22 protein-coding genes are annotated in these 19,707 nt (G+C 37.3%); 18 read left to right on the top strand and 4 right to left on the bottom strand.

Annotated elements, in window-relative coordinates:
- Positions 1-82: 82 nt before the first annotated feature.
- The 5 genes from BMSHG_RS10160 (at position 83) to BMSHG_RS10140 (ending at position 4,542) form a co-directional block, all read left to right on the top strand.
- Positions 83-1,144, top strand: a complete 1,062-nt coding sequence (locus BMSHG_RS10160) for a helix-turn-helix domain-containing protein (protein WP_019154340.1) — start codon at positions 83-85, stop codon at positions 1,142-1,144.
- Entirely contained in the window at positions 1,134-2,627 is a 1,494-nt protein-coding gene (locus BMSHG_RS10155) for a RecQ family ATP-dependent DNA helicase (protein WP_019154339.1), read from the top strand. The genes BMSHG_RS10160 and BMSHG_RS10155 overlap by 11 nt, the downstream gene beginning before the upstream one ends.
- A 10-nt stretch (positions 2,628-2,637) precedes the next feature.
- Entirely contained in the window at positions 2,638-3,246 is a 609-nt protein-coding gene (locus tag BMSHG_RS10150; RefSeq protein ID WP_019154338.1) for a CPBP family intramembrane glutamic endopeptidase, read from the top strand.
- On the top strand, positions 3,239-3,910 hold the full coding sequence (locus BMSHG_RS10145; protein ID WP_019154337.1) for a LysM peptidoglycan-binding domain-containing protein: 672 nt from the start codon (positions 3,239-3,241) through the stop codon (positions 3,908-3,910). Before BMSHG_RS10150 ends, BMSHG_RS10145 begins: the two co-directional genes overlap by 8 nt.
- A gap of 173 nt (positions 3,911-4,083) precedes the next feature.
- Positions 4,084-4,542: a YpbF family protein gene (locus tag BMSHG_RS10140; protein WP_019154336.1), complete on the top strand. Its 459-nt coding sequence runs from the start codon at positions 4,084-4,086 to the stop codon at positions 4,540-4,542.
- A gap of 53 nt (positions 4,543-4,595) precedes the next feature.
- Here the strand turns inward: BMSHG_RS10140 and BMSHG_RS10135 are convergent, their stop codons facing one another.
- Genes BMSHG_RS10135 through BMSHG_RS10125 form a run of 3 tightly spaced genes read right to left on the bottom strand, consistent with a single transcriptional unit; the run spans position 4,596 to position 5,697 of the window.
- On the bottom strand, positions 4,596-5,165 hold the full coding sequence (locus BMSHG_RS10135; protein WP_019154335.1) for a manganese catalase family protein: 570 nt from the start codon (positions 5,163-5,165) through the stop codon (positions 4,596-4,598).
- Positions 5,166-5,203: 38 nt separating this feature from the next.
- Positions 5,204-5,467, bottom strand: a complete 264-nt coding sequence (locus BMSHG_RS10130) for a spore coat protein CotJB (protein ID WP_019154334.1) — start codon at positions 5,465-5,467, stop codon at positions 5,204-5,206.
- Complete coding sequence (locus BMSHG_RS10125; protein ID WP_019154333.1) at positions 5,464-5,697, bottom strand: spore coat associated protein CotJA; 234 nt, start codon at positions 5,695-5,697, stop codon at positions 5,464-5,466. The genes BMSHG_RS10130 and BMSHG_RS10125 overlap by 4 nt, the downstream gene beginning before the upstream one ends.
- Before the next feature lie 144 nt (positions 5,698-5,841).
- Here BMSHG_RS10125 and BMSHG_RS10120 point away from each other — a divergent pair, with 144 nt between their 5' ends.
- The 5 genes from BMSHG_RS10120 (at position 5,842) to BMSHG_RS10100 (ending at position 10,752) form a co-directional block, all read left to right on the top strand.
- Positions 5,842-6,474, top strand: a complete 633-nt coding sequence (locus BMSHG_RS10120; RefSeq protein WP_019154332.1) for a CBS domain-containing protein — start codon at positions 5,842-5,844, stop codon at positions 6,472-6,474.
- Positions 6,475-6,581: 107 nt separating this feature from the next.
- Positions 6,582-7,361, top strand: coding sequence for a metallophosphoesterase (locus tag BMSHG_RS10115; protein WP_019154331.1), 780 nt, complete (start codon positions 6,582-6,584; stop codon positions 7,359-7,361).
- Positions 7,362-7,444: 83 nt separating this feature from the next.
- On the top strand, positions 7,445-8,029 hold the full coding sequence (locus BMSHG_RS10110) for a genetic competence negative regulator (RefSeq protein ID WP_019154330.1): 585 nt from the start codon (positions 7,445-7,447) through the stop codon (positions 8,027-8,029).
- A gap of 233 nt (positions 8,030-8,262) precedes the next feature.
- A complete protein-coding gene (locus BMSHG_RS10105; RefSeq protein ID WP_019154329.1) occupies positions 8,263-9,540 on the top strand; it encodes a Glu/Leu/Phe/Val family dehydrogenase in 1,278 nt (425 codons plus the stop codon).
- 246 nt (positions 9,541-9,786) lie between these two features.
- On the top strand, positions 9,787-10,752 hold the full coding sequence (locus BMSHG_RS10100) for a YpdA family putative bacillithiol disulfide reductase (RefSeq protein WP_019154328.1): 966 nt from the start codon (positions 9,787-9,789) through the stop codon (positions 10,750-10,752).
- Between the two features lie 448 nt (positions 10,753-11,200).
- Here the strand turns inward: BMSHG_RS10100 and BMSHG_RS10095 are convergent, their stop codons facing one another.
- Entirely contained in the window at positions 11,201-12,175 is a 975-nt protein-coding gene (locus BMSHG_RS10095; protein ID WP_019154327.1) for an asparaginase, read from the bottom strand.
- A 193-nt stretch (positions 12,176-12,368) separates the two neighbouring features.
- Here BMSHG_RS10095 and prsW point away from each other — a divergent pair, with 193 nt between their 5' ends.
- The 8 genes from prsW (at position 12,369) to rpsA (ending at position 19,694) form a co-directional block, all read left to right on the top strand.
- The gene (gene prsW / locus BMSHG_RS10090) at positions 12,369-13,049 is read left to right on the top strand and encodes a glutamic-type intramembrane protease PrsW (protein ID WP_019154326.1); all 681 of its coding nucleotides are present in this window, start codon (positions 12,369-12,371) and stop codon (positions 13,047-13,049) included.
- 186 nt (positions 13,050-13,235) lie between these two features.
- Positions 13,236-14,240 carry a spore cortex-lytic enzyme gene (gene sleB, locus BMSHG_RS10080; RefSeq protein WP_019154324.1) on the top strand — a complete coding sequence of 335 codons (1,005 nt, stop codon included), beginning with the start codon at positions 13,236-13,238 and terminating at the stop codon, positions 14,238-14,240.
- A 15-nt stretch (positions 14,241-14,255) separates the two neighbouring features.
- Positions 14,256-15,605 carry a germination protein YpeB gene (gene ypeB / locus BMSHG_RS10075; protein ID WP_019154323.1) on the top strand — a complete coding sequence of 450 codons (1,350 nt, stop codon included), beginning with the start codon at positions 14,256-14,258 and terminating at the stop codon, positions 15,603-15,605.
- A 378-nt stretch (positions 15,606-15,983) separates the two neighbouring features.
- Positions 15,984-16,643: a flagellar brake protein gene (locus BMSHG_RS10070; RefSeq protein WP_019154322.1), complete on the top strand. Its 660-nt coding sequence runs from the start codon at positions 15,984-15,986 to the stop codon at positions 16,641-16,643.
- 74 nt (positions 16,644-16,717) lie between these two features.
- Positions 16,718-16,900, top strand: a complete 183-nt coding sequence (locus BMSHG_RS10065) for a YpfB family protein (RefSeq protein ID WP_019154321.1) — start codon at positions 16,718-16,720, stop codon at positions 16,898-16,900.
- Between the two features lie 207 nt (positions 16,901-17,107).
- Positions 17,108-17,782 carry a (d)CMP kinase gene (cmk, locus tag BMSHG_RS10060; RefSeq protein ID WP_026073405.1) on the top strand — a complete coding sequence of 225 codons (675 nt, stop codon included), beginning with the start codon at positions 17,108-17,110 and terminating at the stop codon, positions 17,780-17,782.
- 1 nt (position 17,783) lies between these two features.
- Positions 17,784-18,374 carry a lysophospholipid acyltransferase family protein gene (locus BMSHG_RS10055; RefSeq protein WP_019154319.1) on the top strand — a complete coding sequence of 197 codons (591 nt, stop codon included), beginning with the start codon at positions 17,784-17,786 and terminating at the stop codon, positions 18,372-18,374.
- Between the two features lie 183 nt (positions 18,375-18,557).
- Positions 18,558-19,694 carry a 30S ribosomal protein S1 gene (gene rpsA / locus BMSHG_RS10050; protein ID WP_019154318.1) on the top strand — a complete coding sequence of 379 codons (1,137 nt, stop codon included), beginning with the start codon at positions 18,558-18,560 and terminating at the stop codon, positions 19,692-19,694.
- The last annotated feature ends 13 nt before the right edge of the window (positions 19,695-19,707 follow it).

The raw sequence follows: 19,707 nt of genomic DNA, 5'->3' as shown, positions 1-19,707 counted from the left end.
TCGAATTATAGAAATACTTGTATCGTTGTTTATAGAATCTTTTAATCCATTATTTTCCAAAATATAGTAATAGGGTGATAGAATGCCAACTCCTTTTTTACATTTGGTCGTTCTTCTATGTTTACAAAGAATAAATAGTGAGAGAACGATTTACTCTTTATATCATCTCCTATGCGGAAAGAAATCTTCCCAAACGATCCAAGATGCACATCTTTTCCAAATTACGCAATTTTATAGAACATATAATTCGTTAACTAGAAAACAATACGAGAACATCATTATCGAGCTTGAAAGATTAAATTTAATTGTTCTAACGAAGGAGCAGCATTACGTTCTAACGGATGATGGAAGAGTGTTTTTGGAGAATGAGTTGAAAAGTTATCCTTTTTTATCTTATTTAGATGGCTGGAATTATCAGTATTCAGAGGTATTTTGGCAAAGATTATCATTAGTGGTTCAAGTCACCTCCCATTTAGTGAATAAAGATCGGAATTACATTCCAATTCAGAGAAATAGACATTTGCTTAACTGGTTAAAAAGTTTTTTCTTACATCATCGGCTTAATCGTAAGGAATTTAGTCGAAATCTCTATGAAGAACTTCACCTTGTACTGGATCAGAGTGCTGAAATCAGTCCCAATGTTTTAGTTATTCGTTTTACAGGTTACGAAAACATTGGATTAACGGAAAAACAAGCATGTGATTATCTAGAGATGGAGCAAACGCTGTACCAATACCAGTTTCAAGCATTACTACATTATATATTGGAAAAAGTTCAAAATGTTCCAGGGAGATTTGCCCTTTTATCCTCTCTAATAATGGATTTGCAAACCACTTTCCAGATTACAGAATCGAGTAAAAAAACGTTAGACCTCTTAAATAAAGGACTTTCAATTGAAAGAATCGCGCAAATAAGAAAATTGAAAGTCAGTACCATACAGGATCATATTGTGGAGCTTGCTCTTCAGATGAAATCATTTCAAATTGACCCTTTTGTGGACAAGCAAACAATGAATCTGATATTAAAAGCGCGCGAAGAGGCAGCATCTAAACAATTAAGGTATATACGTGAATTGGTACCAGAAGCGACCTATTTTCAAATACGCTTAGTGTTGAGCAAATTTGGTGATAACGATGAGTCATAATTTAGAGAAAGAATTACAAGACCATTTCCGCTTTCCTTCATTTAGACCTGGGCAAAAGGAGGTTGTGTCTTCTGTTATAGACAGCAAACATACGGTAGCTGTTCTGCCTACGGGTACAGGAAAATCATTGTGCTATCAACTTCCAGGCTATTTATTGCCAGGTGCCGTGGTGATTGTTTCTCCTCTCTTGTCACTGATGCAAGACCAGGTTGAACAGATGCAAATGCAGGGAGAAAAAAGAGTGATTGCCCTCAACTCATTTTTAACGGGGACTGAGAGAATGAGGGTGCTCAGTCAACTCAAAAAGTATAAGTTCATCTTCATTTCACCTGAAATGCTAAATCTCCAGGAAATAAAGAAAAAGCTTCGAGCTTTGTCCATTTCCTTATTTGTCATAGATGAAGCTCATTGTATATCGCAATGGGGATATGATTTTCGCCCAGATTATATGAAGCTCGGTTCGGTAAGAGAAGAGCTGGATAATCCGTTAACATTAGCATTGACAGCGACTGCCACGAAAGAAGTAGTAAGTGATATTGTCAAATCCTTACATTTGCATTCTTGGGAAGAGCATCTATTTTCTGTCGATCGTCCTAATATCGCATTGAAGGTCGAAGAAGTGGAGAATCCAGAACTAAAAGAACAACGACTTCTAGATTTAGTTGCATCCTTACAGGGACCAGGGATCATCTATTTTTCAAGTCGGAAGAGGGCAGAAGCCATCGTGGAACGATTGAGGTCTAGGGGAATAGACAGCGTGATGGCTTATCATGGAGGAATGGATCAAGAAAGTCGAACTCTGATTCAACAACAATTTATCCATGGTCAGCTTGATCTTATTTGTGCTACGAGTGCTTTTGGCATGGGCGTGAACAAAGAAGATATTCGTTTTATTATACATTATCATCTGCCATTGCAAATCGAATCCTATTTACAAGAAATTGGACGTGCTGGAAGAGACGGAAAAAAAAGCATAGCTATTTTGTTATATGCACCAGGTGATGAAGCTCTTTCCTATCATTTAGTCGAAAATGAATTGCCAAATGAATTCCAAATTGAGCGTGTCATCGAATGGATGGACGGTTCTTCCCATAACACCATTCAATATCATGAGGAAGAGGTTCGGAACTTTGCTGGCTTAAATGATATTCAATGGCGATTAATAAATGATTTTATTCAAAGTATGGAAAGTACCGAATATTTGCAATCCAATATGAAAAAATTTATCCGTTTTGTCGAAGAAAGAACTAGCTTAAAGAAGAAAAAAATTGAAGAAATCAAGAATTGGGCACAATCTCATCAATGTCGTAGAGAAAAAATCTTGAATTATTTTGATGAAGAAAAGAAAATAGTGATTAAAGATTGTTGTGATGTATGTGGGATAGATTTTGAGCCATTTAGGAAAAAAGAGGAGAAAACAGAGGCAATAACTTTTCCTTTTGATTGGAAATCCTATTTATCCACCATTTTATTAAAAGAGTGAGCGTGAGTCCATGAAAAACAAATATACAGAATTAATTCAAGGGTTAACAGATCGAGAAATCACGTTTCATCTTGTTGCAACGCAAGTGTTATTACTAGTTATTGCATTAGTGATGGGATTTTTTTTGTTTGAAGATTTTTCATCGTTCTGGGATCTTTTCGTTTGGAATGATTGGAAGATATGGTACGTAGGTGGAGTTGCTGGATTAGCAATTGTTTTTTTGGATGTCTTGTTAATGAAAATTTTGCCACCATCTTATTATGATGATGGTGGTTTGAATAAACGGATGTTTGAAAATAGGACGATTGGGCAAATTGCTGGAATTGCTGCGATGGTTGCTGTAAGTGAGGAGATATTATTTAGAGGGGTGATCCAAACCCATTTCGGATTAGTTGTCACAAGTATTCTCTTTGCACTTATCCATTATCGTTATTTGTTTAATAAATTTCTTTTTGTCAATATTATCGTTCTCAGTTTTTTTATCGGCTACATTTATTACATGACGGAGAATCTTCTCGTCACGATTGTGCTACATTTTATTGTCGATTTTCTATTAGGTTTATCGGTGCGATTTAATAAACAACTACCTCAGGAACAGGAGGGAATTAATCATGAATAATGAGAAACCATACCGTGATCAAGCGGAACGGTTACGTAAACGAATTACAAAGAAAGAGGAACCCTTGGAGCATATAGAGCCGTCTAAAGAATTGCCACCAAGAAGTAGGGTGCATTATCAAAAAGCGAAGAGGACAAAGGTAAAGTTAAAATACCCACTTATTCGACTATTAGCGATCTTTTTTATTCTTTTACCGATTGTTAGCTTCAGTATTTATTCCATTAATGAAAGTAAAGCGAAACGTTCTGCGTCAGTTGAGCAAAATTTATCAGGAAATGTAGAGTCAGTCGATGTTAGAAATGATGACCCTGTAGAGAAAGTGGTTGAAGAAGAGGAAGAGCCAGAAATAGAAGTTGCTCCAGAGCCAGAAAAGGTTGAGCATGAAGAAGAACCTACTCCAGAGCCAGAAGAGGTTGAGCCAGTGAAAGTAGAGAGTACTCCATCTGCAGCCTCAACAGTACCAGACAAGGCTTCGCACAATGATAAAGCAACTGAACAAGAAGAAATCATATATCATAAAGTACAGAAGGAAGATACACTTTACCGGATTTCGATGAAATATTATAAATCGCAAGCGGGAATTGACATTATTAAACAAGCAAATGGCATTCAAGGAAATGAGATACAGCTCGGACAAACATTAAAAATACCGATCCAGAAATAAGGAGAAGACAATGTTATTTTCAAAATAGCATTGTCTTTTTTTACCCTGTTTCGCAATGATTGTGTTTTTTACGCTGTTTCCGAAAAGAGACTTTTTTAATCATAAATCGAAGGACAAGATCATATATTTTTACAAAAGCAGCATGGGATTTGTAGGTAACAAGGAGGAACACAATGGAGACATCGATTAAAATGCTTGATGATCGTACGGATAAGGCAACGAAGCAAATGCTCCAAAAAGTAGTAGAAAGAAAAAGAAAATTTGATGCCTTTACATTCAGGCATTTTGTTGTCATCTGGTTGACTGTATTTTCGTCTTTTATCTACCTTTTTATCTTATATAAAACACTCATGATACCGTACTCGTATTCTTTTGCAGCGATGTTTTCTGCCTTTGTTGATCACTCTTATAATCTATATGCTCTTGTCATCATAGTAGGCTTGTACGGATTAATGAATCTATTGAAAGAGAAGAAGGATAAGGCGGAAAAAGAATACCATGCCTTGCGTTGTGAAATCATTGATAAAAGCAAGGACTTATGGAAACCAGAAGAAGCTTGGAAAAATCGTCATCTCGTTTTTGAAATGATGAAAAAAAATTATGATATCAACCTTTATCACGAGAATAAATAATTTCAGCTTAGTATATAGAGGCAGTGTAAAGCTAGACTGCCTCTTTAAAGAGATTAAAAAAATATCTTCTTATCACGTTCTTCTTTCAGAATTTCTACAGCTTCTCGAAAACGTTGAGAATGAACAATTTCTCGTTCTCTTAAAAATCTCAACCCATCGTTCAAGTCAGGATCATCGCTAACATTAATGATCCATTGGTAAGTAGCTCGTGCTTTTTCCTCTGCCGCAATATCCTCATAAAGATCGGCAATTGGATCCCCTTTTGCTTGAATATAGGTTGATGTCCAAGGTGCTCCGGCGGCGTTATGATAGAAGAGGGCGTTATCATGATTTACATAGTGGTCGCCAAGTCCTGCAGCTTTCATCTGTTCAGGAGTTGCATCCTTTGTGAGCTTATAGATCATCGTTGCGATCATCTCTAAATGAGCAAATTCTTCAGTGCCAATATCCGTTAAGAGACCAATTACTTTATCTGGAATCGAATAACGCTGGTTCAAATATCTAAGCGCTGCAGACAATTCTCCGTCGGCCCCTCCATACTGCTCAATCAAAAATTTCGCAAGCATCGGATTACACGTACTGACCTTCACTGGATATTGGAGCTTTTTTTCATAAATCCACATATGAATCTATCCCTCCTACTGTTGGATTGTTTATATGATTAAACTTGCCATGGCCACGGGGCGTCGTCCCAATTCCATGGTTGACCGGAATAGCTATGCCCGAACTGCATCAATGGACCGTACACGCTCTCAACCGCTTTTCTTAACTTTTTTCTCTCCTTTGCGTAATGATTAAACTGATTGATCGCTTCTAAATCATTGTTATGGGTATTTAAATATAAGCTTAGCTCGACAAGTACAAAATCAACTGCTTGAAGTTGCTCCATCAGCTCATAAAACTCTGGTGGCAATTGTTTACTCATGAAGATTTTCCTCCCTTAGCAGCTAATTCTCGAGAATTGTAATAAGGGTCGTATAAGGGCTTCCATAGAGTTCCAGCTCTTAATGCTTCCATTGGTGAGAATTGGGGGAAATTATTTGGTTGAAATCCGATGTATAAATTCGGTGGTGTGGAATATTTTTTAACTTTAATCGGTGGACAAGGATCAAATGGACCAACGAAGGGGGAGTAGGTTTTATAAGGTGTAAACATAGTTGACCTCCTTTATGGATATATCATTCAATTTTATGAAAAAAAACGGCAGACATGACAGTTATTTTCATTATAAGGAAAGGAGTTCTTTCTACTATTGTAGAATATAGTAAGAGTGTACATATTAATACGGAGGTGAAAAAAATGTTTGTTAAGAATATTATGATGCCGAAACATCAAACATTTACCGTCCGGGCGGATGAACCTTTAAGAGTTGCCTTGGACAAATTAGAAGAGCATAAAATCGATGGTTTGCCTGTGTTAAAAGGCAATCAATATGCAGGTATAGTGACAAGGTATAATCTCTATGAGAATTTTTTTACCTCTAACCTTTCTAGGGATGATTATTTGGAGAAAAAGAGTTGCGCAGATATTGCAACAAATGAAGATAAATATTTACAAGGACAAGAAATTTTTGAGAAAACATTGCTTGAACTGAAGGATTTCCCACTACTTGCGGTTGTAAACGATAAAAATGAATATTTAGGTGTTGTGACAAGATTTGATGTATTGGAGCAATTCCAATCTGCATTTGGAGTAAAGAGACCTGGAGTGAGGATTGCCTTTACATCGATTGAAACAGAAGGACGCCTTGCTCGTCTTGCTGAAATTGCACATCAATTCCATGAGCACATCATCTCTTTAGTTACTTTTGATGAAACGGATAAGCTTGTGCGTAGAATTGTGATGAAGATCGAGAAAAAAGACAATGTCGATAAATTTGTGAAGAAGCTGGAAGGTTCTGGTTTCCGAATTTTAGATATTTACGAGGATTGAGCAAGAAAAAGAATCCCTTTCATAAATTGATTATGAGAGGGATTTTTTCTGTTTTTTATAGCGATATGGTATGATTTTTAAAATAGCAAGGCAATATGGGAGGAACTATGGTTTACATTTTAGCAATTAGCATATTGAGCTTTGGGGTTGCTCTTATCACATATATGTATAAATTAGCCCATTCTGATCATGTTTTATATCAAGAAATCACATTTCCAAACTTTCCTGACAGCTTAGGTGAAGTAAAGCTGTTTTTTATATCCGATCTCCATCGCCGAGTTATTTCTGAGGAGATTGTAAAAGAAGTAAAGGGAAAAGTAGACATAGTGATCATTGGTGGAGACCTTCTAGAAAAAAGGGTACCGATTGAACGAGTTGAGCGAAACATCAAATTATTAACTGAAATAGGACCAACCTATTTTGTTTGGGGCAATAATGACTATGAAATTAATCCTCGGTTAATTGATGGATTACTTTTAAAATACGGGGTCAAAATTTTGGACAATACGGCAGTTTCCTTTGAGTCAGAAGAGGGGGAACGTTTTGTTTTGTTAGGGACAGATGATATTTCTCGGGAAAGGGATCGCCTGGATTTGGCTCTTCAAGATTCTGGAAAAGGAGGATTTAAGGTATTGATTAGCCATGATCCCAAAATTCAGCATCAATTAAAAGAAGAAGATCATATTTCGCTTGTTTTAAGTGGACATACGCATGGTGGTCAAATAAGAATATTTGGAATCGGTCCATATGAGATTGGAAAATTGAAGCGTTTAGGGGAGACAACCATTTTGGTGAGCAACGGTTATGGCACTACCTCATTGCCACTCCGACTAGGTGCTAGCCCTGAAACTCACGTTATTACGTTAAAAAAAGGCAACGAAGAATAATAAAAACCCTTTTTAGACGACTCACCATCCCTCTCGATTTACATAAACTAAAGCAAGAGTTGTCACAGTAGGGGGCAAAAAATATGCGCATTGAGCGATTAAATTATAATAAAATTAAGATCTTCCTTACATCAGACGATTTAATGGAAAGAGGATTGACAAAAGAGGATATTTGGAAAGATTCCCTCAAATGGCATCAACTTTTTCATGATATGCTTGAAGAGGCAAGCGATGAGTTTGGAGTTAAAATTGAAGGTTCGGTAGCGGTAGAGATCTTCTCTATGCATGCACAAGGCATGATCATGATTGTGACGATGGAAGAAGAGGAAGAAGAACAATCCCTACAAGATGGGTTTATAGATATGGCGGTTACAGCTAATAATAACGAAAATATCCTTTTTGAATTTGAAAGTTTTGAGGATATTATCCAGCTTACAAAACATCTCCGGAACTTAAATGTACTAGGTGGGAAACTATATAATTGGAATCAAAAGTATTTTTTATCTCTCAAAGAGGACTCGCTACATCAACCAGATAGTGTTATTGCGATTTTATCAGAATTTGGCGACGTATCGCTAAGGGGCATTCCTTGGCTCGAAGAATACGGACAGAACGTGATAAACGATCATGCGATCGAAACGATTATCGAGTATTTTTTAGCTAAATGAGAGCGATACAAAGACTTCCTTGCTAAGGGCAATTACTCTTACAGGAGTCTTTTTCTGTCTTTTAAGGAATAGTAAAAAGAAACTTTCTATTATAATAAGAATGATAACGTTTACATGATTATAAATTGTATGTAAAAAAGGCTCTCATTCATCTTGCATTAATTATCCAAACGTGTATACTTGTGACTGAAAGAGGACAATTATTGAAAGCGATTTTAGGAGGTTTATTTTAGATGGTAGCCGAGAAAGGTACTGAAAATATAAATCAAGAAGACAAGCTTGATGTCTTAAAGTCTACTCAAACTGTCATACACAATGCACTCGAAAGACTTGGATACCCTGAGGAAGTCTACGAGCTATTAAAAGAACCTTTAAGATTGATGACGGTCAAAATTCCAGTAAGAATGGATGATGGATCAGTAAAAGTCTTTACTGGCTACCGAGCCCAGCATAACGATGCGGTAGGGCCTACCAAAGGTGGAATTCGTTTTCACCCTAACGTAACTGAAAAAGAGGTAAAAGCACTCTCCATTTGGATGAGTTTAAAATGTGGAATAGTTGATCTGCCATATGGTGGCGGTAAAGGTGGGATCGTTTGTGATCCGCGAGATATGTCATTTAGAGAATTGGAACGTTTAAGCCGTGGGTATGTTCGAGCGATCAGCCAAATTGTTGGACCAACAAAAGATATACCGGCACCTGATGTTTTTACCAATTCACAAATCATGGCATGGATGATGGACGAATATAGCCGTATTGATGAATTTAATTCTCCTGGCTTTATTACCGGTAAGCCACTTGTTTTAGGAGGTTCCCATGGGAGAGAATCTGCAACAGCAAAGGGAGTAACGATTTGTATTGAAGAGGCTGCAAAAAAGAAAGGTATCGAAATAGAAGGAGCTCGTGTGGTAGTCCAAGGGTTTGGAAACGCGGGAAGCTTCTTATCTAAATTTATGCATGATGCAGGTGCCAAAGTAGTTGGAATTTCCGATGCATATGGTGGCTTGTATGATCCGGATGGATTAGATATCGATTATTTACTTGATCGTCGTGACAGCTTTGGAACGGTAACGAAACTATTTAATAACACGATTTCAAATAAAGAACTGTTGGAATTAGATTGTGATATTCTCGTTCCGGCAGCCATTGAAAATCAAATTACAGAAGATAATGCTCATAACATTAGAGCCAAAATTGTCGTGGAGGCAGCCAATGGCCCGACTACTTTAGAGGCCACACAAATTTTAACCGATCGAGGAATTCTTCTTGTGCCAGACGTACTGGCTTCAGCTGGCGGCGTGACCGTATCTTATTTTGAATGGGTTCAAAATAATCAAGGTTATTATTGGACAGAAGAAGAAGTAGAAGAAAAACTTAGAGCCGTTATGGTAAAATCATTTGAGAACATCTATCATACTGCTCAATCCCGTCGAGTCGACATGAGGCTCGCTGCCTACATGGTTGGAGTTAGAAAAATGGCAGAAGCATCCAGATTTAGAGGCTGGATTTAATACGTAATAGCGGAAGGACTCTGTTTCACACCGTAAGGCCCTGGAGAGACAGCGACTGAGATAAAGGATACGACGAGCGAAAGCGATTCGAGATCGACTTATAATAGGGTGGTGGCTTGTAGGACAATAGGTCCTGGAGCTGGATAGAGAAAAGCTGAGCGCAAAACATATATTAATTCTATAACGGAGAGGACTTACCACTTGGTGAGTCCTCCTTAGTTATTGTCGTTAAGGAGTGGTTTTTACATGAAACAAGAAGAGGTTATTGTTATTGGAGGAGGACCGTGTGGCATAGCTGCCGCAATCTCCTTAAAGAAAATTGGCATCGAGCCGGTCATTATTGAAAAAGGGAATATTGTAAATGCCATTTATCATTATCCAACACATCAAACCTTTTTTAGTACGAGTGAGAAGCTTGAAATTGGCAATTATCCTTTCGTAACCGAACACTATAAACCAAAGCGCAATCAAGCATTAGTTTATTATCGTGAAGTTGTAAAGAGAGAACAGTTACGCGTAAATACGTATGAGAAGGTACAATCTGTTCAGAAAGAGGAAAATGAAACCTTTACAGTTGTGACGGACAAACAAGTTTATAGATGTCAACATGTTGTCATTGCTACAGGTTATTATGATCATCCCAATTATATGAATGTGCCTGGTGAAGAATTGCCTAAAGTATTTCATTATTTTAAAGAAGCGCACCCTTACTTTGATAAAGATGTTGTTGTCATTGGAGGGAAAAACTCAAGTGTGGATGCAACGATTGAACTTGTAAAAGCAGGGGCGAGGGTAACGGTTCTCTATCGTGGATCTAGCTTTTCTTCAAGCATTAAGCCATGGATTCTTCCGGAGTTTGAATCTTTAATTCGTAATGGAATTGTGACGATGGAGTTTCAGGCACATGTGAAAGAAATTACTGAGGATAAAGTGGTCTATGTAAAAGAAGGTCAGGAAATTAAAATCAAAAATGATTTTGTCTTTGCGATGACAGGTTATCACCCCGATCATCATTTTCTTAAACAAATGGGTGTGGAAATTGACGAAGCGTCAGGCAGACCAATCTTTAACGAAGAGACGATGGAAACGAATGTATCAGGGATATACATTGCTGGAGTGATCGCAGCTGGAAATAATGCGAATGAAATCTTTATTGAAAATGGACGTTTTCACGGAAAGCAAATTGCAAACGCCATAAAATCACAGAAGTAATAAATTAGTGCTCCTTTGAAGCTTGGGTTTATTTGCAAATTTGTGATTCCATACTTCAAAGGAGGGAAAACTTTGACAAATCCACTTCACGTTTCAATTGAGACAACGTTATAGATGGATGAGCTGTTATGCTATTTCTATAAAAGAGCTTGCACCAAAAAGATACGGAAAATAAAGCAAGAGATGTCTTTTCAGAGATACTCGGACTTGAACCCTTAAATTAAATTGACGTATGATCATTCATACGTCAATTTTTGTATTTATTAGGCTCTCTTTTCAACGTAATAAAAAACAAAATGCCGCCGTCGTACACTTCATGTATCGCCATAACCATGATAACTGGCTTCTTGGTTTTTACAAATAACCACAATCTATACGAAAACTGCGATAGATTAAATAGAGTGCGCTCAAAAACGGACCTCTTTGGTGCGTTTTCTAAATGTTCCAATCAAATCGCAAAGGCTTGTTCGATTTGATTCCTGTCAGTCGTTGTTGCTAATAAGATAAGAAGTTTTAAACGGGCTTTCTGTCCGTTTAATCCATTGGAAAAAATGACGCCCATTTCTTTTAGTTGTTTTCCCCCACCTTCATAGGCATAGGTATCTTGTGCGATTCCATTAAAGCAGCGTGATACAAATACGACAGGAATATTGTTGTTAATTAATGCCTTTATTCCTGGTAGAGTCGCTGGTGGAAGATTTCCTTGGCCAAGAGCTTCGATGACAATTCCATCACAAGGTAATGCATTAATGGCGTCTAGTAAAGTTGAATCCATTCCAGCATGAGCTTTTATTAGAACGACCTTTTTCGAAACATCTGAGATCGGATAACATTCTGCACGAGTTGGACTATGGTGGAAGACGACACCTCGCTTTGTCACAATCCCAATCGGTCCGTACTGTGGACTTTGAAACGTACTAATATTGCTGGTATGAGTTTTTGTTACATTTTCAGCTGTATGGATTTCGTCATTTAATACGACAAGGACCCCTTTACCACGGGCTTCGTCACTACTTGCGACCTTTATTGATGAGATTAAATTATATAAACCATCAGCACCTATTTCATTACTTGAACGCATCGCTCCTGTGACGACGATAGGGAGTGTGCTTGCGAGTGTTAAGTCAAGAAAGTAGGCTGTCTCTTCAAGGGTATCTGTACCATGAGTTATCACAACGCCATCTATTTTATCGCTCAGGATTCGTTGAGAAATGTGCTCGCGAATTTTGAGCATCTCGGTGGGTGTGATATGAGGAGAAGGCAAATTAAATGGTTCATCTATAATTAAGTGAGCAAATTCCACTAATTCCTCTGTTTTTTTCGTCAATGGGTTTGACTCATTAGGTGTTACTGCACCGGTTTTTTCGTCTTCGCTCATTGAAATGGTTCCACCGGTATGAATGACAAGTATCTTTTTCTTCATTATGAAGCCTCCGTGTGTATTTCTCATTTTCATTCTATCTATTCCATGATACGATTAAAGGAGGGATTTCCTCAATTCTTTTTATTTATTTTTGACAAAATTAATTCCGATTGAGTAATTTATGTAAATTGTGGATTTAATGTATAGATTGAGATATAGAGCTCTATAAATAGCCTTGAAAAGAGGAACATAAATGTTGGGGATCTTATCAGCTGGGATAGCGCCTGGGTTGGCGTTATTAAGCTATTTTTATTTGAAAGATGAATATGACTCAGAACCAGTTTCTTTTGTTTTCAGGGCATTTATTTATGGGGCACTTCTCGTGTTTCCGATCATGTTTATTCAGTATGTCCTTGAGATAGAGAATTTGGTTCAATCAGAAGTGATTCACGCTTTCTTTTCAACCAGTCTTCTTGAAGAATTTTTTAAATGGTTTATCCTTATTTATACCGTTTATCAACATATAGAATTTGATGAGCCATACGATGGCATTGTTTATGGAGCGGCCGTATCTTTAGGATTTGCAACTGCTGAAAATATCTTTTACTTGGTTGGAAACGGCCTAGAATATGCAATGGGAAGAGCATTATTGCCAGTGTCTAGTCATGCGCTTTTTGGTGTCATTATGGGTTACTATTTAGGGAAGGCAAAATTTAGTCACGAATCTAGAGTGAAATGGTTTATCCTTTCCTTGCTGCTCCCATTTCTTCTGCACGGAATTTATGACTACATCTTGCTTTCTTTAAAAAATTGGGTCATGTACATGTTTCCGTTTATGATATTTTTATGGTGGCTTGCATTGAGAAAAGCGAAACTTGCAAGGACGCTACACTCACAAAATCATATTGAAGTAAATAAGGGCCTTCCATTATAAAAAATGGAGGGTTTTTTTATGTTTGTTAGCTAAGTTTCCATGCTTGTTTTTAGAAAGCATCTTGATTTTTTTGAATAAAAACCCTCTTACTACAAAAAATAGGCTCAAGTGGAGTACATTGCCTTTTAAAGTAAGATTACGGAACAAGTTCATCTTAGGAAACAAATTCAATTGGGGGTGCATTCATTGAGCAAGAAGCTTTTATTATCAAAAGTCTTCCTTATTTTTTCAATTTGTATAATTTGTGTTCCATTGAGTATGAACGAGAAGACTGCAGATGCTTTCTCCGACCAAGTGATTCAGCATGGAGCTGTTGGAGATGATGTGATCGAATTACAGTCAAGACTCCAATATTTAGGGTTTTACAATAAGAAGATCGACGGAGTTTTTGGCTGGAGTACGTATTGGGCACTTCGGAATTTTCAATATGAATTTGGCCTGCCAATAGATGGTTTAGCGGGTCAGAAAACGAAGAATATGTTAGCAAGAGCATCGAAATATCATGAACAACATGTGAAGGAACAAATTAATAAAGGAAATAAATTCACACATTATGGCGGTGTTGATTTAAACAAGCAAAAGGGTCCAGATAAGTCAGGTGGGGCCAAAGGCAATACAGGACAGAAAGCTCCAGCACAAAAAGCACCGTCAGGGCAAGCACCAGCTAAGCAAAATACAGGGCAAAAAGCTCCCGCACCACAGAATACAGGCAAACAAACGCCTGCTCAGCAAAATACGGGTCAACAAACACCGTCAGGGCAAGCACCAGCTGAACAAAATAACCAAGCAAACGAACAGCCTCAACAACCGACAGCGGCAAATGTTCCAAACGGTTTCTCACAAAATGATATTCAACTTATGGCTAATGCTGTTTATGGAGAAGCGAGAGGTGAAAGTTATACAGGTCAGGTTGCCGTTGCAGCAGTCATTTTAAACCGTGTTGAGAGTGCAACTTTTCCGAACACTGTCTCTGGAGTCATATTTGAGCCTCGGGCATTTACAGCGGTGGCTGATGGACAAATTTGGTTAACGCCTAATGAGCAAGCAAAAAAAGCGGTGTTAGATGCGATCAATGGCTGGGATCCGACTGGAGAGGCCATCTATTACTTTAACCCTGATACAGCAACGAGTGGTTGGATATGGTCAAGACCACAAATTAAGCGAATTGGAAAGCATATATTCTGTAAATAGAGGGGTGAGACAAGCATGATTCGAGGAATTCTTATCGGAGTATTAGCTCTAGGTGTCGCAGGAACAGCATTTTGGGGGTATCAGGAGCATCGAGAAAAGAATGCGATTCTAATTAATGCTGAAAATAACTATCAAAGAGCCTTTCATGATTTATCCTATCAAATTGATCTGTTGAACGATAAAATTGGCACAACATTGGCAATGAATTCTCGTACATCTCTATCTCCTGCACTTGCAGAGGTATGGAAAATAACATCACAGGCACATAGCGATGTAGGACAACTTCCTCTTACCCTCCTCCCTTTTAACAAAACAGAGGAGTTTCTAGCCCAAATTGGAGATTTTAGTTATCGTACGGCAATTCGAGACCTTGACAAAGAACCATTATCAGATAAAGAATACAATACACTTAAAGATTTATATGCCCAATCAGCTGATATCCAAAAAGAATTAAGGGACGTTCAGCACACGGTTATAAGTAAAAACTTAAGATGGATGGATGTTGAGCTTGCGCTTGCTTCAGAAGAACAACCATTAGACAACACGATTATTGATGGGTTTAAAACAGTAGAAAAAACGGTTGAAAGTTACGGAGAAACAGATTTTGGTCCTACTTTCGTTAGTTTGAAAAAGAAGGACGATCTCTATCAGTATTTAGAAGGCGATGAAATTACGAAGGAAGATGCAGAAAAAACGGCTAAAAAGTATACAGGTTTTGGGGAAAATGTAAAAATTCAAGTTACGGATAATGGGAAAGGCGCTGACATTGGCTTTTATAGTGTCTCAATTCTGGATAAAAAATCAAAAATTGAGGCAGACATGGATATAACGAAAAAGGGCGGCTTTCCAATCTGGTTTATCGTTTCAAGAGATGTCGAAGATCAAAAGATTAGCTTAAACGATGCAAGCAATAAAGCGATCAAATTTTTAAAGGAAAATAACTTTGAAAACTTGGATTTATTCGAAAGCAGTCAGTACGATAATATCGGGGTCTTTACCTTTGTTACGAATGAGAATGATGTCCGAGTGTATCCAGATGCAATCCATGTAAAGGTAGCTCTTGATAATGGGAAAATTATCGGCTTTTCTGCGGATGATTATTTGAAAGCGCACCATACAAGGGAAATCGCAAAACCAACTATGACTGAGGATGAAGTGAAAAAAGAAATCAATTCAAATGTTAAGATAATGGAACAAAATTTAGCCATTATCATTAATGATTTAAATGAAGAAGTGCTTTGCTATGAGTTTTTAGGAACATTAGGGGATGACACCTACAGAATCTTTATAAATGCCAATAGTGGAACAGAAGAAAAGGTTGAAAAGTTACAGAATGCTGAACCAATCTATGAAGACGTCGTATAACAGAAGTATTGTCTAGCATTTAAGGAAATAAAGAACTACCCTGTTCATTTATTTTGGGTAGTTCTTTTTTTGTTCGCGGTTTTAGAATGTGGTTTTTTGTATGAACGCAGAGGCTTTAATTTTTAGTCCGCTAAGCTAAGGCACTTTTCGCTTCCTCGTTATAGTTCAAAGAGGAACTGTCAAAAGATCAAACCCTTATTACGCTCGAAAAGCAACAAGTTTAAGTAGGGTCAAATCTTTATTTTTAATGTTGCGCATGTATTCATGCTCATGTCATAATTAGACATAATGTAATTTCTTCGGTCAAATTTCGGTATAGTTGAATCGTGCTCATCAATTGATGTGAGATAATATGGATTTTATGGGAAGTGTGATTAGATGATAAAAATCGGAGACTCACTTACGCTAGAATTGAAAAATCGAGATAAAATAGAAAAATATAAATGTAAGCTAGTTGAAAGAAAAGGCCAACAGTTGTATATTGATTATCCGATAAATGTTGGGACAAATAAGACTGCTTTTTTTATTGACGGTACTCAGATTAAGTGTTCATTTGTGAAAAAAGATGGAACCGTATATTCCTTTGAAGCGGAAGTAGTAGGACGGATCAAACAAAATATTCCGATGATGATCCTCTCCTATCCAGGAGACGAACTGCTCATGAAGATTCAGCGACGCCAATATGTACGTATTGAAACTCCGGTCGATGTTGCCGTTCATCCTAATAATTTTGAGTTTAAACCGTTTGTTACGGTGACAGATGATATTAGTGCAGGAGGAGCTGCAATCATCGTTTCCAAAGATCTGAAATTTGAAATTGGATTTACAGTCACGACGTGGATGGTATTTCCAATGAAGAATGGGGAATATCACTATTTCTATTTTCACGCAAAGGTTGTCAGGATCATTCCTCTAGATGAACGAAGAAATAAAGTCTCCCTTGAGTTCAAAGATGTAGATTCACATCAACGTCAAATCTTACTTCGTTTTTGCTTTGATCGACAAGTAGCGTTGAAGAAAAAGGGCTTGTTGGAGTAGTACGAGAAGGAATAAATTTTATCTAAAACCGCCATAATGCAAATATAGTGCATAAAAAGTATTGGTGGGATACGATGAAAACGATAGAAAGAATCATCATAAAAATGATTGTCGTTCAATTTTTATTTCTCTTAGTAACACAGGTATTTTTACACAGGTGGAATGTCTTGCCCGAGTTAAAAGAAATTACTCAATATGAAGGTGTAACAGATACGAATTTCTCTGATTTATTGGAGACATTTAACGGATTAAAGTGAAGCGGGAGACTGCTTCTTTTTTTTGATCAAGTAAGTGTAAACATAATTCTTACTCGGTTATGAAAAAATAAAAATAGCTGTCTTTTTTCTAATATCATTTGCGATACATGTGTTAAAATAGAGTCAGCGTTAGATTTGGACGTGAAGATTTCCGCGAAACCATTTCATTAGCAGATTTACTAGATATTTGGTGAACAACTAGGAGGAATTATGAACAGAATATCCATTGCAATCGATGGTCCTGCGGCTGCGGGAAAAAGCACAGTTGCAAAGATTGTGGCTAAAAAATTGAATTACATATATGTTGACACCGGTGCGATGTATAGAGGGATAACCTTTCAGGCATTACAACAAGGGGTTGACCTTCAAGATGAATCTAAATTAATTAACCTTCTCAAAAACACAGAGATATTATTAAAGCCTTCTGAGAATGGTCAACGTGTCTTCGTAAATGGACGAGATGTTTCTGCTGAGATTCGAAATTCAGAAGTAACCAATCAAGTTTCCATCGTAGCAAAACATCGATTAATTCGTGAAGAAATGGTACGAAGACAAAAAAGCTTGGCTGCTGAAGGTGGAGTTGTGATGGATGGTAGAGACATTGGAACACATGTCATGCCAACAGCAGAAGTGAAAATATTTTTGTTAGCGAGTGTAGAGGAAAGAGCTCAAAGACGCCATACAGAAAATATAGAAAAAGGTTATCCTTCCGATTTAGATACATTGAAAAAAGAAATTGCCGCAAGAGATAAGCTTGATTCAGAGAGAGAAGTAGCTCCATTAAAAAAAGCCGATGACGCTATTGTCATGGATACAACGTCAAAATCAATTGATGAAGTCGTCGAATTAATTATGGAGTTGGCAAAAGAAAGGATCGGATGAGATGTCTTTTTATACATTTGCAAAATCGGTCGTTTATGGAATTTTAAAACCGATTTATCGTATGGAAGTGATCGGCAAGGAAAACTTTCCGAAAGAAGGTGGGGTTTTACTTTGTTCAAACCACATTCATAATTTTGACCCACCTATAGTCGGAATTGTTGCCCCGAGAACGATTCATTTTATGGCGAAAGAAGAATTATTCGCGGTTCCTGTATTAGGGAAACTCCTTCCGCATTTGAATGCTTTCCCTGTTAAACGAGGAATGAGTGATAGAGAAGCACTACGTAAAGGACTTAAAGTATTAAAAGAGGGCAATGTATTAGGACTTTTCCCGGAAGGAACTAGAAGTAAAACTGGGGAACTAGGCAAAGGGTTAGCGGGGGCTGGTTTTTTTGCTTTAAGAACAGATGCTGAAGTTGTGCCTTGTGCAATAATTGGTCCGTACAAAGCTTTTTCAAGATTAAAAGTAGTCTATGGAAAACCGATAGATATGAAAAGATTAAGAGAGAAAAAAGCTTCACCAGAAGAGACAACAGAAGTGATTATGAATGAAATTCGGATTCTGATTGAGGCTCATAAGAAGAATCGTTAATTCTTCTTTCTTGACAAAAAGGAACATTTGTAAGAAGTTATAAGAAAAGTGCAAGTTGTCTTGCAAAAAAACCATTGAATAGGATTAGTCATTTAAATCCTAGGGACTGATGTTTGGAAAATGAATTAATTCATTTATATTTTTCTTTTAAGGAAGTAGCGATTGGATTAAGGAGGAGTACATATGTCCGAAGAGATGAATCAAGTAGAAGTGAAAAGTTTTGAAATCGGTGATAGTGTCACCGGGACTGTTTCAAAGGTTGAGGAAAAGCAAGTAATCGTTAATATTCAGGATAGTAAACTAGATGGAATTATTCCGATTAGCGAGCTTTCGAGTCTTCATATTGAAAAAGCAAGCGATGTTGCAGAAGTTGGTCAAGAGCTAGAGCTTGAAGTGACAAAGGTTGAAGAAGATGCGTTCATTTTATCAAAAAGAAAAGCAGATGCTAAAAAAGCATGGAGCGTTCTTCAACAAAAATTTGAGTCTGGTGAAGTCTTTGAGGCAGAAGTGAAAGATGTCGTCAAAGGTGGTCTCGTTGTTGATCTAGGAGTAAGAGGATTTGTACCGGCATCACTAGTAGAAGCTCACTTCGTCGAAGATTTTTCAGATTACAAGGATAAAACGTTAACCTTCAAAATTGTTGAGCTAGACCAGGAGAAAAATCGATTAATCTTATCTCACCGTGCTGTTGTTGAGGAAGAAATGGGACAGCAAAAGCTGGCACTTCTAGATTCTCTTCAACTTGGGCAAGTATTAGAGGGAACGGTTCAAAGAATAACTGATTTTGGTGCATTTGTTGATATTGGCGGGATCGATGGATTAGTACATATCTCACAATTATCACATGAACATGTTCAAAAACCATCAGATGTTGTCCAAGAGGGACAGCAAGTAAACGTGAAAGTTCTAAGTGTTGATCGAGATAACGAAAGAATTTCACTATCGATCAAGGAAACCTTACCTGGACCTTGGCATAATCTTGCTGAAAGAGCACCTAAAGGCACTGTTCTTGAAGGGGTTGTGAAACGACTTGTTTCATATGGTGCTTTCGTAGAAGTATTTCCTGGTGTAGAAGGATTAGTGCATATTTCACAAATCTCACACAAACATATCGGAACTCCACATGAAGTGCTTCAAGAGGGGCAATCTATTAAAGTGAAGGTTCTTGAAGTGAATGAGGAAATTCAAAGATTATCGTTAAGCATTAAAGAACTTGAAGAGAAAGAACCAGATTTTGCTGATTATGAGCTTCCTGAAGAATCAAAAGGCTTTCAATTAGGCGAAATGATTGGTGATCAACTTAAAAAAATGAAAGAGTAAGATAAAAAGGTGA

This window comes from Robertmurraya massiliosenegalensis JC6 (genome assembly GCF_000311725.1).
Classification (GTDB): Bacteria; Bacillota; Bacilli; order Bacillales; family Cytobacillaceae; genus Robertmurraya; species Robertmurraya massiliosenegalensis.
Note: the sequence above shows the minus strand (reverse complement) of the source record. Positions and strands in the feature narration are given on the sequence as shown.

Coding starts and splice junctions, on each gene's coding strand:
- BMSHG_RS10160 (WP_019154340.1), top strand. CDS start 83: ATGCCAACTCCTTTTTTACATTTGGTCGTTCTTCTATGTTTACAAAGA.
- BMSHG_RS10155 (WP_019154339.1), top strand. CDS start 1,134: ATGAGTCATAATTTAGAGAAAGAATTACAAGACCATTTCCGCTTTCCT.
- BMSHG_RS10150 (WP_019154338.1), top strand. CDS start 2,638: ATGAAAAACAAATATACAGAATTAATTCAAGGGTTAACAGATCGAGAA.
- BMSHG_RS10145 (WP_019154337.1), top strand. CDS start 3,239: ATGAATAATGAGAAACCATACCGTGATCAAGCGGAACGGTTACGTAAA.
- BMSHG_RS10140 (WP_019154336.1), top strand. CDS start 4,084: ATGGAGACATCGATTAAAATGCTTGATGATCGTACGGATAAGGCAACG.
- BMSHG_RS10135 (WP_019154335.1), bottom strand. CDS start 5,165: ATGTGGATTTATGAAAAAAAGCTCCAATATCCAGTGAAGGTCAGTACG.
- BMSHG_RS10130 (WP_019154334.1), bottom strand. CDS start 5,467: ATGAGTAAACAATTGCCACCAGAGTTTTATGAGCTGATGGAGCAACTT.
- BMSHG_RS10125 (WP_019154333.1), bottom strand. CDS start 5,697: ATGTTTACACCTTATAAAACCTACTCCCCCTTCGTTGGTCCATTTGAT.
- BMSHG_RS10120 (WP_019154332.1), top strand. CDS start 5,842: ATGTTTGTTAAGAATATTATGATGCCGAAACATCAAACATTTACCGTC.
- BMSHG_RS10115 (WP_019154331.1), top strand. CDS start 6,582: ATGGTTTACATTTTAGCAATTAGCATATTGAGCTTTGGGGTTGCTCTT.
- BMSHG_RS10110 (WP_019154330.1), top strand. CDS start 7,445: ATGCGCATTGAGCGATTAAATTATAATAAAATTAAGATCTTCCTTACA.
- BMSHG_RS10105 (WP_019154329.1), top strand. CDS start 8,263: ATGGTAGCCGAGAAAGGTACTGAAAATATAAATCAAGAAGACAAGCTT.
- BMSHG_RS10100 (WP_019154328.1), top strand. CDS start 9,787: ATGAAACAAGAAGAGGTTATTGTTATTGGAGGAGGACCGTGTGGCATA.
- BMSHG_RS10095 (WP_019154327.1), bottom strand. CDS start 12,175: ATGAAGAAAAAGATACTTGTCATTCATACCGGTGGAACCATTTCAATG.
- prsW (WP_019154326.1), top strand. CDS start 12,369: ATGTTGGGGATCTTATCAGCTGGGATAGCGCCTGGGTTGGCGTTATTA.
- ypeB (WP_019154323.1), top strand. CDS start 14,256: ATGATTCGAGGAATTCTTATCGGAGTATTAGCTCTAGGTGTCGCAGGA.
- BMSHG_RS10070 (WP_019154322.1), top strand. CDS start 15,984: ATGATAAAAATCGGAGACTCACTTACGCTAGAATTGAAAAATCGAGAT.
- BMSHG_RS10065 (WP_019154321.1), top strand. CDS start 16,718: ATGAAAACGATAGAAAGAATCATCATAAAAATGATTGTCGTTCAATTT.
- BMSHG_RS10055 (WP_019154319.1), top strand. CDS start 17,784: ATGTCTTTTTATACATTTGCAAAATCGGTCGTTTATGGAATTTTAAAA.
- rpsA (WP_019154318.1), top strand. CDS start 18,558: ATGTCCGAAGAGATGAATCAAGTAGAAGTGAAAAGTTTTGAAATCGGT.